The sequence below is a fragment of the Nonomuraea sp. NPDC049725 genome, assembly GCF_040674795.1.
GTDB classification, from domain to species: domain Bacteria; phylum Actinomycetota; class Actinomycetes; order Streptosporangiales; family Streptosporangiaceae; genus Nonomuraea; species Nonomuraea ceibae.
Genome location: NZ_JBFANJ010000005.1, coordinates 116,997 through 131,736, shown reverse-complemented (window position 1 = coordinate 131,736; position 14,740 = coordinate 116,997). Strand labels below are relative to the sequence as shown.

Genomic DNA, 14,740 nt, shown 5'->3' with positions numbered 1-14,740 from the left:
TTCCGGGTACGCCCGGTTCAGTATGGTTCGTCACCAATTAGTGACATGCGTGTGTCACTTGTGTGAGCAAACAACGCGCCAGGTCAGGGGCTAAATGAGCGGACACGCCTGGCGCGGTGACTAACGAATCGCTAACGATACAAGCGGAATTCATAAAAACGAGCCCGGGGGAGACCTTTGGTGCCGTATGAGGCTTCCCCGGCCTCACCCGTTGTCTACTCGGCCTCCCCGCGGGCTCCGCTGGGGACAACCGTAGCGATCCCCGGGCCCTGTGCGCAAAGGGGCTGGTGCGATCAGGCGTCGCGCAGCATGCAGGTGAGGCGGGAGGTGCACACCCGCCGCCCCTGCTCGTCGGAGATCTCGATGTCGTACGTGGCCAGCGTGCGGCCGCCGTGCAGCCGGGTCGCCACCCCCGTCACGTGCCCGGAGGTCGCCGGACGGTGGTGGGTGGCGTTGATCTCGATCCCCACCGCGATCCTGCCGGGGCCGGCGAAGAGGGCGGCCCCCGTCGAGCCGAGCGTCTCGGCCAGCACCACCGAGGCGCCGCCGTGCAGCAGGCCGTACGGCTGCGTGTTGCCCGCCACCGGCATCCGCGCCACCACGCGCTCGGCGCTCGCCTCCAGGAACTCGATGCCCATCCGGTCGGCCAGCGTGCCCTCGTGCACGGCGGTGAAGGAGGCCGGGTCGATCTGCGTCAAGGGGACGCCTCCAGTCTTTCGAGCTCGGGTTTTCTGTCGCAGTTGGAGACTAGGCTGCCTGTGTGCCGAAGAGTGAAGTGACCCCCAGCCGACCCTGCCTGCTGCTGCTTGACGGGCATTCCCTGGCTTATCGCGCGTTCTACGCGCTGAAAGACGCCAACCTGATGACCACCGACGGTCAGCACACCGAGGCGGTCTACGGGTTCACCTCGATGCTGACCAACATCCTGCGTGACGAGCAGCCCACGCACGTGGCGGTGGCCTTCGACCGATCGGAGCCGACGTTCCGGCACGAGGAATACTCCGATTACAAGGCCAACCGCAGCGAGACGCCCGAAGACTTCCGCGGCCAGATGCAGCTCATCTACGAGCTGCTCGACACGCTGCGCATCCCGCGCCTGTCCAAGGCCGGCTTCGAGGCCGACGACCTGATCGCCACGCTGGCCACCCGCGCCGGCGCCGAGGGCATGAGCGTGCTCATCGTCACCGGCGACCGCGACGCGCTGCAGCTCGTCAACGACGACGTCACCGTGCTCATGACCCGCCGCGGCATCAGCGACATGACGCGCTTCACGCCGGAGGCCGTCCAGGAGAAGTACGGCCTCACCCCGGTGCAGTATCCCGACTTCGCGGCGCTGCGCGGCGACCCGTCCGACAACCTGCTCAGCATCCCCGGCGTCGGCGAGAAGACCGCGGCCAAGTGGGTGCGCGAGTTCGGCTCGCTGACCGAGCTCGTCGACCGGGTCGACGAGGTCAAGGGCAAGGTCGGCGACAAGCTGCGCGAGCACGTCGCCCAGGTGCTGATGAACCGGCGGCTCACCGAGCTGCTGCGCGACGTCCCTCTGGAGGCCGAGCTGGCCGACCTCAAGCAGGGCGCCTGGGAGCGCGAAGAGGTCAACAAGCTGTTCGACACCCTGCAGATCCGCGGCGAGCTGCGCGAGCGTGTCTTCAAGACCCTCGGCACCGGCGAGCAGGAGCCCGACCAGGGCTTCGAGGTCGAGACCGTGATCCTCGGCCCCGACCGGGTGGCCGGCTGGCTGTCGGCGCTGCCCGAGGGCCGCGCCGGCGTGGCGTTCAAGGGCGTCTACGGCAGCGGCACCGGCCGCGTCGACGCCATCGCCATCGCCTCCCCCGACGGCACCGCCGCGCACATCGACCCGGTCAAGCTGACCGAGGCCGACGAGGCCGCGCTGCGCGCCTACCTGGCCGACCCCGGCAGGCCCAAGGCCGTCCACGACGCCAAGGGCCCGATCCTGGCGCTGTGGGCGCAGGGCATGGAGCTGCGCGGCCTGTCGTGCGACACCGCGCTGGCGGCCTACCTGGCGATGCCCGGGCAGCGCACGTTCGCGCTCGAGGACCTCGCCCGCCGCTACCTCAACCGCGACCTGCGCGCCGAGGAGGAGTCCGACGGCCAGGCCGCCCTGTTCGGCGACGACGAGGACGCCCCCGCCAAGGACCTCGCCCTGCGCGCCCACGCGGTGCGCGAGCTGGCCGACGCCCTGGAGGGCTTCCTCGCCGGGCGCGGCGGCACCCAGCTCCTCAGCGACGTCGAGCTGCCGCTGCTGACCGTGCTGGCCGAGATGGAGCGCGCCGGCATCGCCGTCGACAGCGAATACTTCGCCGGCCTGGAGGCCGAGTTCGGCGCTGCCGTCAAGCACGCGGTCGAGGAGGCCCACCGCTCCGTCGGCGAGCAGTTCAACCTCGGCTCGCCCAAGCAGCTGCAGGAGGTGCTGTTCGTCAAGCTCGGCCTGCCCAAGACCAAGAAGATCAAGACCGGCTACAGCACCGACGCCGACCAGCTCGCCTGGCTCGTCACCCAGACCGAGCACGAGCTGCCGACGATCATGCTGCGCCACCGCGACCAGACCAAGCTGCGCACCACGGTCGAGGGCCTGATCAAGGAGATCGGCGACGACGGCCGCATCCACACCACCTTCAACCAGATCATCGCCGCCACCGGCCGCCTGTCGTCGGAGAAGCCCAACCTGCAGAACATCCCCATCCGCACCGCCGAAGGCCGCCGCATCCGGCAGGGCTTCGTCGTGGGCGAGGGCTACGAGACGCTGCTCACCGCCGACTACAGCCAGATCGAGCTGCGCATCATGGCCCACCTGTCGGGCGACGAGTCGCTGATCGCCGCGTTCGAGTCGGGCCACGACTTCCACCAGGCCACCGCCGCCCGCGTCTTCGACCTGCCGCCCGAGCAGATCGACGGCGAGCTGCGCGCCCGCATCAAGGCGATGAACTACGGCCTCGCCTACGGGCTGTCCGACTTCGGGCTGGCGGGCCAGCTCAACATCCCGGTCGCCGAGGCGCGGGCCCTGAAGGAGGAATACTTCGAGGAGTTCGGCGGCGTGCGCGACTTCCTGCACGACATCGTCCGCCAGGCGCGCACCAACGGCTACACCGAGACCATGATGGGCCGCCGCCGCTACCTGCCCGACCTCACCAGCGACAACCGCCAGCGCCGCGAGATGGCCGAGCGGATGGCGCTCAACGCCCCCATCCAGGGGTCGGCGGCCGACATCATCAAGGTCGCCATGCTGCACGTCCGCCAGGCGCTGGCCGAGGAGGGGCTGGGCTCGCGCATGCTCCTCCAGGTGCACGACGAGCTCGTCTTCGAGGTGGCCCCGGGCGAGCTGGAGACGCTGCGGCAGCTCGTGAGCGACCAGATGAACGCCGCCTACCAGCTCCGGGTCCCCCTGGAGGTCTCCGTCGGCATCGGCCGCACCTGGGAAGACGCCGGCCACTAACCCGAACCCAGCGGGAGGGCCCGCCCGGCGCAGGCCCTCCGCCCGGGGCGCCTTCCACGCGGTGCAGGCCCCGTCCGGGGTGGGCGGGCGCCCGCGCGCCCTCTGGGTGGCCGCCTGGCGCGGCGCGGGCCAGGGTGTGCGGGCGCCTGCGGGGCCCGGCCCCGGCACGGCGTGGGCGCTCTGGGTGGCCGCCTGGCGCGGCTCCCGGGTGGCGCGCGCCCCTTCCCTTCCAGGCTCTTCCCGTCGTGCCGCCTCCCCGTACGGCGGGCCCCCTCGGGGGCGGTCGGGGCCTCGGCGCGGTGGGGGCCCCTCTCGGGCGCGCCTCCCGGGAGGCTTGCCTTCGCGCGGGGGCGTCGGGGCAGGTGGTGCCGGGGTCCTGGGCGGGTTGCGGTGGGGGTGGGTTTCGTCCTGGTTCGGCGGGGCATGGCACTTTTTTCGTGATCCTTTGGATTACGCTGAGGGAAGCTTTCCCCGAGTGGCACAGGAGTTTTGTGCAGTCCCTTACGCGGATCATCGGCGTGACGAACGTCCTGGTCGTGGTCACGGCGATCGTCGGGCTCTGGCTGGTGCCCGGCGACCGGCCCGTGGCGGCCCCGCCCGCGCGGGCCCAGGAACGGTCCATGGCGGCGCCGACGGGCCCGGCGGTCGGCGAGGTGGCCGAGCCGCCGGGCGTCGTGGCGACCCCCGAGTTCGCCAAGCAGGTCAAGGCCAACGAGCTCGGCAAGGTCCCGGTGCTGATGTACCACCGGCTGGTCGGCAAGCGACGCTCGTCGATCGACCGCACGCCGGCCCAGTTCAGGCAGGAGCTGGAGAAGCTCGCCAGGAAGGGGTACGTGCCGGTCAGCGCGGCGGAGTTCGCGGCGGGCGACATCCGGGTGCCGGCCGGGAAGTTCCCGGTCGTGCTCACGTTCGACGACGGCCATCCCAGCCATTTCGCCCTGGACGCCGCCGGGAAGCCCGCCCGGGACACGGCGGTGGGCATCCTGCTGGACGTGGCCGCGCGCCATCCGGGGTTCCGGCCGGTGGCCACGTTCTGGGTCAACCAGACGCCGTTCGGGCTGCGGAGCGAGCGGGAGCAGGAGGCGGCGGTGCGCTGGCTGACGGGCAACGGGTTCGAGGTGGCCAACCACACCTGGTCCCATCCGGACCTGCGCTCGCTCGGCACGAAGAAGGTGCGCAAGCAGATCGCCAGGCTCGACCGGATGCTGGGCCGGCTGGGCGTGGACAAGGTGACGACGCTGGCGCTGCCGTACGGGTCGATGCCGCGTTCGAAGAAGGCGGCCCGGCAGGGGTCGTGGGAGGGCACGCGCTACGACTACGACGGGGTGTTCCTGGCCGGGGCCGAGCCGTCCGTTTCGCCGTACGCGAAAAAATTCGACAGGGGTGCGATCCAGCGGATCCAGAGCAACGGCAAGAAGGGCGAATGCCGCAAGTGGTGCTCGCAGTACTGGCTGGAATGGCTGGACAAGCACCCGGGCGAGCGTTATGTGTCCGACGGCGACCCGGAGCGCGTCTCCATCCCTCGTCGGCTTCGGGGTAATATCGAGGCAAAGCACAGGCCCCGGGTCAACGCTTATTAGCCGCGGTGGATGTGCCGGTTGGATTGACCCCGTGGCGATGGTCTCATATGCTGATCGCTGCGCTGTGGGCTCGCGCGCGCCTCAGACGGAGCGGGCTCGCGCTCGGTCACGTCGATGTCGTAACTCCTCGGCTTGATGCGGAAGAGGGCCTGCCGCGCATCGCCACATCGACATCTGTCCGCGTTCGGAGCAATTCCACACATGACGTCCAGCACTGAGGCCACCTCGAGCACCCCGCAGGTAGCGGTCAACGACATCGGGTCCGAGGAAGCCTTCCTCGCCGCGATCGACGAGACCATCAAGTACTTCAACGACGGCGACATCGTCGAGGGCACCGTCGTCAAGGTCGATCGAGACGAGGTTCTTCTCGACATCGGCTACAAGACCGAGGGTGTCATCCCCTCGCGCGAGCTTTCGATCAAGCACGATGTCGACCCTGCTGACGTCGTGGAGGTCGGCGAGCACGTCGAGGCCCTGGTTCTCCAGAAGGAGGACAAGGAGGGCCGCCTGATCCTGTCCAAGAAGCGTGCTCAGTACGAGCGCGCCTGGGGCACGATCGAGAAGATCAAGGACGAGGACGGCATCGTCACCGGCACCGTCATCGAGGTCGTCAAGGGTGGTCTCATCCTCGACATCGGCCTCCGTGGCTTCCTCCCGGCGTCCCTGGTCGAGATGCGCCGTGTCCGCGACCTGCAGCCGTACGTCGGCCGCGAGCTCGAAGCCAAGATCATCGAGCTCGACAAGAACCGCAACAACGTGGTTCTGTCGCGCCGTGCCTGGCTTGAGCAGACGCAGTCGGAAGTTCGCCAGACCTTCCTCAACACCCTCCAGAAGGGCCAGGTCCGCAAGGGCGTCGTGTCCTCGATCGTCAACTTCGGTGCCTTCGTGGACCTGGGTGGCGTCGACGGTCTGGTCCACGTGTCGGAGCTGTCCTGGAAGCACATCGACCACCCCTCCGAGGTTGTCGAGGTCGGCCAGGAGGTCACGGTCGAGGTCCTCGACGTCGACATGGAGCGCGAGCGCGTCTCCCTGTCGCTCAAGGCCACCCAGGAAGACCCGTGGCAGCAGTTCGCCCGCACCCACCAGATCGGCCAGGTCGTGCCGGGCCGCGTCACCAAGCTGGTGCCGTTCGGCGCGTTCGTCCGGGTCGAGGAGGGCATCGAGGGCCTGGTCCACATCTCCGAGCTGGCCGAGCGCCACGTGGAGATCCCGGAGCAGGTCGTCCAGGTCGGCGACGAGATCTTCGTGAAGATCATCGACATCGACCTCGACCGTCGCCGGATCAGCCTGTCCCTCAAGCAGGCCAACGAGGGCGTGGGCACCGAGGTCGAGTTCGACCCGACGCTCTACGGCATGGCGGCGACCTACGACGACCAGGGCAACTACATCTACCCCGAGGGCTTCGACCCGGAGACCGGGGAGTGGCTCGAGGGCTTCGACAAGCAGCGTGAGGAGTGGGAGCGGCAGTACGCCGAGGCCCAGCAGCGCTACGAGGCCCACCGCAAGCAGATCGAAGAGGCCCGCAAGGCCGAGGCCGAGGCCGGCGAAGCCGCTCCTTCGTCCTACAGCGGTGAGTCGCAGCCCCAGTCGAGCAGCTCCTCGTCCGCTCCGGCGGCCGGCGCTCTCGCCTCCGACGAGGCTCTCGCGGCTCTGCGCGAGAAGCTCGCGGGCGGCCAGAGCTGAGCTAGCTGATCGCTGAACGAAGGCCCCGTACGGATCTCCGTACGGGGCCTTTCGTCATTCCCGGAACCGGACCGCCCGCGCCGGAAAACGGGCCTCCCGAAATGCCTATATGCGGAAGCATCCTTTCCGCATGGGGCGCCATCGTGGGCCCCATGAACGACATCACGCCCTTCCGCGTTGACATCCCCCAAGCCGACCTTGACGACCTGCGTGACCGCCTGCGCCGCACCCGCTGGGCGCGGCAGCTTCCCGGGGGCGGATGGCGGCGCGGCGTCCCGGTGGACTACCTGCGGGAGCTGGCCGCCTACTGGGCCGACGGTTTCGACTGGCGGGCGCAGGAAGCCAGGCTGAACGCGTTCCCGCAGTTCACCACCGAGATCGACGGGCAGCGGGTGCACTTCCTGCACGTGCGCTCGCCCGAGCCCGGCGCGCTGCCGCTGATCCTCACGCACAGCTGGCCCAGCTCGGTCGCCGAGTTCCTGGAGCTGGCCGGGCCGCTCGCCGACCCGCGCGCGCACGGCCTCGACCCGGCGGTGGCCTTCCACGTGGTGGCGCCCTCGCTGCCCGGCTTCGGCTTCTCGCCGTTCCCCGAGCCCGCCGACGAGCGGCCCTGGTCCGTAGCCCGGGTGGCCCGCGTCTGGGCCGAGCTGATGGCCCGGCTCGGCTACGAGCGCTACGGCGCGCACGGCAACGACGCCGGCGCCCTGGTCACGCCGCAGCTCGCCGCGCTCGACAGCGAGCACGTGGCCGGCGCGCACATCACCGCGGGCCTCGGCATCCCCACCGGCGACCCGGCCGAGCTCGCCGGCGCGACCGAGGAGGAACGCGCCGAGCTGGAGGCGGCGACCGCCTGGATGGGCCAGGGCAGCGGCTACGGCCCCTACCTGGCGGCCCGCCCGCAGACGCTCGCGCACGGCTTCGCCGACTCGCCCGTGGCCCAGCTCGCCTACCTGGTCGAGCGGTACAAGGAGTTCGACGGCTGGCCGGAGGAGACCCCCGCCGAGCCGATCCCGCGCGACCTGCTGCTCACCAACGCCTCCCTCTACTGGCTGACCGGCACCGGCGGCTCGTCGTCGTGGACCTACTACGAGGGCGCCGCCGGCCTGCCCGTCGACCAGACGGCCGTGCCCACCGGCGTGTCGCACGGCGGCCCGGCCGCCTTCGCGCGGATCGCCGGGCGCAAGAACACGCTCACCCACTGGGGCGGACGCCACAGCCCCAGCCACATGGTCGCCATGGCCGTCCCCGGCGACGTGGTGGCCGACCTCCGCACCTTCTTCGGGAGCCTGCCGCTGAAGTAGGGTGCTCGGATGGACATCCAGCGGGCGGCGGGCGCGGACGCGGGCGAGATCCTCACCCTCCAGCGGGCCGCGTACGTGAGCGAGGCCCAGCTCTACGGCGACCCGTACATCCCGCCGCTGGTGGAGTCCGTCGAGCAGGTCCGCAAGGCCATCGAGGCGGGGGTCGTGCTCAAGGCCGTCGAGTCCGGCCGCGTCGTCGGGTCGGTGCGCGGCACCCTGGCCGGGGCCACCTGCCTGGTCGGGCGGCTCGTGGTCGCCCCCGACCGGCAGGGCAGGGGCCTGGGCACCGCGCTGCTGACCGCGCTGCACGAGCGGGTGCCGGAGGCCGAGGCGTTCGACCTGTTCACCGGCCACCTGTCGGAGTCCAACCTGAGGCTCTACCGCCGCCTGGGCTACCGCGAGACGCACCGCGAGCGGATGGACGACCACCTGACGCTGGTCCACCTGCGGCGCGGGTAGGCTGCGGGCGTGCTGAAGATCGGACTCACCGGCGGCATCGGGTCGGGCAAGAGCGAGGTGGCCAGGCGGCTGGCCGCCAGGGGCGCCGTGGTCATCGACGCCGACCGGATCGCCCGCGAGGTCGTCGAGCCGGGCACGCCCGGCCTGGCCCGGGTGGTGGCGGAGTTCGGCGACGGCGTGCTGCGGGCCGACGGCTCGCTCGACCGGGAGAAGCTCGGCGGCATCGTCTTCGCCGACCCCGACCGGCTCGCCGCGCTCAACGCCATCGTCCACCCGCTGGTGGGGGAGCGGGTCGCCCGGCTGCAGGGCGAGGCCGACGACGACGCCATCGTCGTCTACGACGTGCCGCTCCTGGCGGAGAACAAGCTTGCCCCCATGTACGACGTCGTCATCGTGGTCGACGCGGCCGACGACGTCCGGGTCGCCCGGCTGGCCGAGCACCGCGGCATGGCCGAGCACGACGCCAGGGCCCGCATCGCCGCCCAGGCCACCCGTGACGAGCGCCTGGCCGTGGCCGACGTGGTGATCCCCAACGAGGCGGGCCTGGACGAGCTGGAGGCGCGCGTCGCCGAGGTGTGGGACGACCTCGTCAGGCGCGCCGCCCGCGCCTGACCGGCAGCGTCGTCGGGGCGCCGCCGTCAGAAGGGCGCGTCGAGCGGCACCTGGCGGACCCCGGGCAGGTGCGCGTCCAGCTCGCCGAGCTCGAAGCGGGCCATGCCGAGCACGTGCCAGAACTGCCCGGCCGTGTCCCCGTGCACCTTGTAGCGTCCGTCCGGAGCCAGCGCCGCCCACCCCTCGGGCAGCCCCAGCAGCGTCGTACGGCGCTCAGCGCCCTCCCAGAGGATGACCACGCCGTCGTCGCCCGCACTGGCCAGCAGGTCGGAGACAGGGCTGTAGGCGACCGACCAGACGCGCCTGGAGTGTCCCGGCAGCGTGTGCAGCAGCCGCCCGGTGGCGGCGTCCCACACGCGCACGGCGCGGTCGTCGCCGCCGGTCGCCAGCCGCTCGCCCGAGGCGTCGAAGCTGACGCTCCACAGTCGTCCCGCGCTCGCCCGCATCGTGTGGCGCAGCGCCGGCTGCCACGGCTGGCCCGGACGCAGCTCCCACAGCATGGCCAGCCCGTCGTTGCCGCCGCTCGCCAGCCGGCGGCCGGAGGGCGAGAACGCCACCGAGTAGACGCGGTCGGTGTGCCCTTCGAGGGTCGCCACCCGGCCGCCGGACTCCACGTGCCACAGCCGTACCAGCCGGTCGTCGCAGCCGGTGGCCACGTAGCGGCCGTCGGGGCTGAAGGCGATCGAGCGGACCCGGCCGCGGTGGTCGCCGAGGTTGGTGACCATGCGGCCGGTCGAGCGCCACCAGATCCGCACGCTGTCGTCGTCGTTGGCCGTGGCCAGCATGTTGCCGTCGGGGCTGAACGCCTCGGCCCACACGTGGTCGGTCTCGACGTTGAGCTCGCGCTCGTAGTCGCCGGTGGCGGCGTTCCAGAAGTGCACGCCGCCGTCGTTGCTGGAGGCGGCCAGCACCGGCCCGGCCGGTGAGAACAGCGCCGACACCAGCCGGTCGGCGCGGCCGGGCACCTCCCGCAGCAGCCGCCCGGCGCGCGGCTCCCACACGCGCACGACGCCGTCGTTGCCGCTGGTGGCCAGCATCGAGCCGTCGGCGCTGAAGCGCACCGAGGTGATCCGCCTGCCGTGGCCGCGCAGCACCCGCTGGCACTGCCCCGACACCGGGTCCCACAGCCGCACGGTGCCGTCGTTGCTGCTGGTGGCGAGCTGCTCGCCGTCGGGCCGCCAGGCGAACGGCCACACCGAGCTGCGGTGCCCGGTCAGCTCCACCCGGTGCGGCGAGCCGACCGGCTGCAGCCGCACCACGCCGCCCGCGTCGCCGGTGGCCAGCGTGTGGCCGTCGGGCGAGAACGCCACCTGGTAGACGGCGGCGGCGTGGGTGGTGTGCAGGCCGCGGAACTCTCCCTCCGGGTCCCACAGCCGCACGTCGCCGGAGGTGTCGCCGGTGGCCAGCAGCGACCCGTCGGGGGAGAACGTCACGCAGTAGAGGCTGCCGCGGTGGCCGGTGAGCGCCGCCCGCGACGTCCACGTACGCGTCTCCCACACCCGCAGCGTGCCCGCCTCGTCGCCGGTGGCCAGCAGCGTGCCGTCGGGGCTGTGCACGGCCCGGAACACCGAGCCGCGGTGGCCGTCGAGGGTGCCGGTCAGCTCGCCGCCGGCCAGGCTCCACACCCGCACCACGCCCGCCGAGTCGCCGGTCACCAGCGTCGAGCCGCCGAACGAGGCCGTGTAGACGGGCGCCTGGTGCCCGGCCAGCTCGTGCACCAGGTCGCCGGTGGCGCTCTCCCAGACCCGCACCACGCCGTCGCCGCCGCCCGCCGCGACCAGCTCGCCCGACGGGCTCAGCCGCAGCGGCCACACGCCGTCGGCGTGCCCGGTGAGCTGCCGCAGCGGCTCGCCGGTGGCTGAGTCCCACAGCCGTACGGTGCCGTCGCTCGCGCCGGTGGCCAGCAGCTCGCCGGCGAACGCGACCGCGTAGACGCGGCCGCCGTGGCCGTGCAGCGTGCGCACCGGCAGCCCGCCCGCGCACAGCAGCACGTCGCCGTCCTCGTTGCCGATGGCGATCGTGGAGCCGTCGGGGCTGTAGGCGATCGGCTCGGGCAGCCGGCTGGTCTGGAAGTGATAGCCGTACGGGACGCCGATCGCGGCCGGGGCGAGCTGGATCTCCACCGGCTGGCCGGGGGCCACGGCCGCGCCCGGCAGGTGGGGCAGCGTGCCCGTCACGTTGATGAGCGCGGCCCGGTGCCAGCGGGCGCCCTCGACCGAGGCGTCGCTCAGGTCGGAGCGGGCCAGCCGGGCCCCCGACAGGTCGGCGCCGCGCAGGTCGGCCCCCGCCAGCACGGCCCCGTCGAGCCGGGCCCCGGTCAGCTTCGCGTCACGCAGGACGGCCCTGGTCAGGTTGGTGCCCGCGAGCGTGGCCCCGCTCAGGTCGGCGCCCGTCAGGTCGACCTCCTGAAGGTCGCGCGCCGACAGGTCCTCGCCCTTGAGGTTGGCGCCGCGCAGGTCGGCCTTGGCCGGGGTGCGCAGCCTGGCCGCGATCTTGACGGCGTTCGCGCGGGCCACGTCGTCGGCGGGCGGGTCGGCCACCCAGGCGCGCAGCGTGCGCACGTCGGCCAGGTCGCACAGGAACTCGATGCTCAGCGCCGACAGCGGCCCGCGCGACAGCGCGGCCGGGGAGTCGAGGGTGGCCGCGACGTGCCGGGCGATCAGCCACTCCATCACCGAGGCGTGGATGAACCCGAACATGCCCTCCTCGGTGCGCACCAGCAGGCTGCCCGACCCCACGGCGTGCGCGGTGTGGGCGACCGTGAGCTGGCCGCTGGCCAGGTCGGCCAGCGTCTCGGCGATCTCCGTCAGCTCGTCCAGGCCCAGCAGCGACTCGCCGGAGTCCCACAGCCGCAGCGCCAGCGCCGTCACCGCCCGCAGCAGCTCGTCCCTGGTCAGCGAGGCGGGCGAGCCGGGCACCTTGGCCCGGCGCTCCTCGAAGGCCAGCCACGACTGCAGGATCTCCTCGTACAGCAGCGCCGGGCTGATCGTGTGGCGGGCGCCGGCCACCATGCGCAGCCGGTCGGTGTCGAGGTCGGCGATGAAGCTCAGCATCCGCGGGTTCTGCGCCAGCGCCAGCAGGTCCTTGATGCCCTCCATGAGCGACATGCGGGCGCCGGCCTCGTCGCCGTCGTCGAACCGGTTGGCCAGGTAGGAGCGGATCTGGTCGCGGGTGAAGTCCTCGACGCCGAGCACCCGCCGCTGCGGCAGCACGCCCACCATCTCGCCCAGCGACGTCAGCACCTGGCTGTGCGACTTGAAGTGCTGGGTACGGCTGGCGACCACGATCTTGGCCTTGTCCTCGGCGGCGGCCAGCAGCGTCGCCAGGTGGTCGGCGGCCCTGTCGTAGGTGAGCCGGGTGACGAGCTCGTCGAACCCGTCGAACAGCAGCACGATCCGGCCCTGGCGCAGCAGGTAGCGGAACGCCTTGAGGTCGATGAACTCCTCGCCGTGGTTGGCCAGGTGGGCGGCCACCAGCCCGTCGACGGAGTGGGCCTTGTCCAGGGCGCGCAGCTCGATGAAGATCGGCGTCAGGTGCGGCAGCTCGACCGGGATGCGCCGGGCCAGCTCGCGCAGCGCGAACGTCTTGCCGTGGCCGAAGTCGCCGAGCAGCAGCAGGAACCGGCCGTGGTCGGCCGACAGCAGCCGCATCAGCTCGTCGGTCAGGCCGTCCTTGACGTGCTGGCCGGGCCGGTCGAGCTCGCGGTAGCGCTGCGGCACGTACAGCTCGGGCGGGTAGCGGTGGTCGGCGGCGAGCCTGGCGGTCTGCTCGCCGACGTAGCCCGACAGGTCGAGCAGTCCCTGGAACTCGGTGAAGCTGCGCAGCCGCACGCCGCGCCGCATGAGGTCCTCGCGCAGCGCGCGGGCCGGGGGCGGCCCCTGGTAGACGAGCTCGGCGGCCAGCTCCGCCGCGTGCGCGCGCCGGACGAAGTCGGCCGCGTCGGCGGGCGTGAGCTCGCCCACGTGCGCGCCGATCATGAGCTGGCGGACGAACCCGTCCTCCGGGTGGGTGACCACCAGGTGGCCGGGCAGGCGGCGGATGCGGGCCCGCTCGTGGCGGGCCTCGCACACCTCGGTGATGCGGTCGAGCAGCAGGTCGACGGGGCTCGGCTCGCGCTCGCCCGAGCTCGCGGCCAGCGCGGGAGGCGGCGTGCCGGGGGTCTCGCCGGTGAAGGTGGCGCGGGCGGCCCGCCAGGTGCGCCGGGAACGTTCCGGCGCGCCGCCGTCGGGCAGCCACACGCGCGTCTCGGCGGGGGTGAGCTCGACGACGTGGTGGCGGCCGGCGCGCGGCGCGGCGATCGCCGCCTCACCGGCCTGGCCGGGGCCGTGGAACAGCAGGTTGAGCCGGTGGGCCAGCAGCCGGTCGAAGGCGGGCGCGTCGTGCAGCGCGGCCGGCGGGTGGCCCATCACGCCCAGCCGCAGCCACGCCCGCTCCTCGTAGGGCCGCAGCCGCTCGGCGAACCAGGCGGCCTGCGCCTCGCCGATCAGCGGGTAGGCGTCGCGCTCCAGGTGGCTCATCGCCATCGTGGAGTTGAGCCCGGCCACGACCACCTGGAGGTCGGGCACCTCGAACAGCGTCCACGGCTGGCCGCCGTCGAACACCCGGTCGTCCAGCCCCTGGTAGACCTCGCCGAACAGGCCCGCGAAGTGCCGCCACTTGGGCCAGTAGGGGGGCTGCGGGGTGACGTCGTCGGCCTCGCACGTCAGGAAGTAGGCGCTCGCGGCGGCCTTGGTGACGTCGCGCGGGCCCGGCACGATCACCAGCCGGTGCGGCTCCAGCCCGATGAGCAGCCGTAAGTCGGTGACGAACTGGGTCGCCTGGCCGAACTGGCCGAGGCTGCCCGACTCGGTCAGGTCGCCGCTGACCACCATCAGGTCGGGCCGCGGCATGCCCCGGTCGTACATGGCGGTCAGGTCGGCCCAGATCCGCGCCTGGAGGTCCTCGGGCGTGAACGGCTCGCCCGGCTCGGGCAGCGCCCGGCCGAAGCGCGGTCCGGCGATGTGCAGCACGGCGAGCGATTCGCGGCGCTCCCGGGGCCCGGTGGCGGGCGGGAACTTCGGCGCGGAGACCGGCGTGCGCCGGGCGCGGGCCGGGTCGGCGGGCGGCGGCAGCGTCGGCACCGCGGCGGGCGGCGCCCCGGCGGTGGGGAACGCGGGCGCGGCCTGCGGCTTGGCCCGGCCGGCCAGCGCCTCGCCGACCCGGCCCAGCAGCGCGGCCCTGGCCTGCCCCGGGTCGGTGACGCCCAGCAGGTCGACCCAGGTGATCGTGGACAGCAGCCCTTCGAGCTGCACGTCCTCCAGCCGGATCGTGACGAGCTTGTTGGAGGGGTTGTCGGGGTCGGCGCGCAGCGCGGCCTGCCACTCCAGGCGGCCGTAGCGCGAGCTCAGGTAGTTGCGCGACAGCACCGCCACGACGAGCTGCGCCTCGCTGACGCCGCGGTCCATGAAGTCGATGAAGTTGGTGCCGGGCACGAAGTCCCACGCCTGGATCATCGTGCGATATCCGGCCGCCTCGAGCTCCCAGGCGATCCAGGTCGCCCAGGCCGTGTCGGCGGGGGAATAGCTGACGAAGATCTGGGTCGGCCTGCCGTCACGTGCCATCTCCCCAGTATCGCCCGGAGGATCGGAGTTTCCCAGCACGTGTGCGATCATCGT

8 protein-coding genes are annotated in these 14,740 nt (G+C 72.4%); 6 read left to right on the top strand and 2 right to left on the bottom strand.

What is annotated here, in order from left to right; genetic code table 11:
- Positions 1-293: 293 nt before the first annotated feature.
- On the bottom strand, positions 294-638 hold the full coding sequence (locus AB0J53_RS14825) for a hotdog fold thioesterase (RefSeq protein WP_364172912.1): 345 nt from the start codon (positions 636-638) through the stop codon (positions 294-296).
- 122 nt (positions 639-760) lie between these two features.
- Between AB0J53_RS14825 and polA the strand changes: the two genes are divergently transcribed.
- The 6 genes from polA to coaE all read left to right on the top strand — a co-directional run bounded on the left by polA (position 761) and on the right by coaE (position 9,086).
- Complete coding sequence (gene polA / locus AB0J53_RS14820) at positions 761-3,451, top strand: DNA polymerase I (protein WP_364172170.1); 2,691 nt, start codon at positions 761-763, stop codon at positions 3,449-3,451.
- A 491-nt stretch (positions 3,452-3,942) separates the two neighbouring features.
- On the top strand, positions 3,943-5,031 hold the full coding sequence (locus tag AB0J53_RS14815) for a polysaccharide deacetylase family protein (protein WP_364172168.1): 1,089 nt from the start codon (positions 3,943-3,945) through the stop codon (positions 5,029-5,031).
- A gap of 201 nt (positions 5,032-5,232) precedes the next feature.
- Positions 5,233-6,714 (top strand): 30S ribosomal protein S1, encoded by a 1,482-nt coding sequence (gene rpsA / locus AB0J53_RS14810; RefSeq protein ID WP_219502519.1) that lies wholly within the window; start codon positions 5,233-5,235, stop codon positions 6,712-6,714.
- 152 nt (positions 6,715-6,866) lie between these two features.
- The gene (locus AB0J53_RS14805) at positions 6,867-8,015 is read left to right on the top strand and encodes an epoxide hydrolase (protein WP_364172166.1); all 1,149 of its coding nucleotides are present in this window, start codon (positions 6,867-6,869) and stop codon (positions 8,013-8,015) included.
- A gap of 9 nt (positions 8,016-8,024) precedes the next feature.
- Positions 8,025-8,474 (top strand): GNAT family N-acetyltransferase, encoded by a 450-nt coding sequence (locus AB0J53_RS14800; protein WP_357590947.1) that lies wholly within the window; start codon positions 8,025-8,027, stop codon positions 8,472-8,474.
- A 9-nt stretch (positions 8,475-8,483) separates the two neighbouring features.
- On the top strand, positions 8,484-9,086 hold the full coding sequence (coaE, locus tag AB0J53_RS14795) for a dephospho-CoA kinase (protein ID WP_219502528.1): 603 nt from the start codon (positions 8,484-8,486) through the stop codon (positions 9,084-9,086).
- A 26-nt stretch (positions 9,087-9,112) separates the two neighbouring features.
- On the opposite strand, the gene AB0J53_RS14790 is transcribed toward coaE, so the two are convergent.
- The gene (locus tag AB0J53_RS14790; RefSeq protein ID WP_364172163.1) at positions 9,113-14,686 is read right to left on the bottom strand and encodes a TIR domain-containing protein; all 5,574 of its coding nucleotides are present in this window, start codon (positions 14,684-14,686) and stop codon (positions 9,113-9,115) included.
- Between the last annotated feature and the right edge of the window lie 54 nt (positions 14,687-14,740).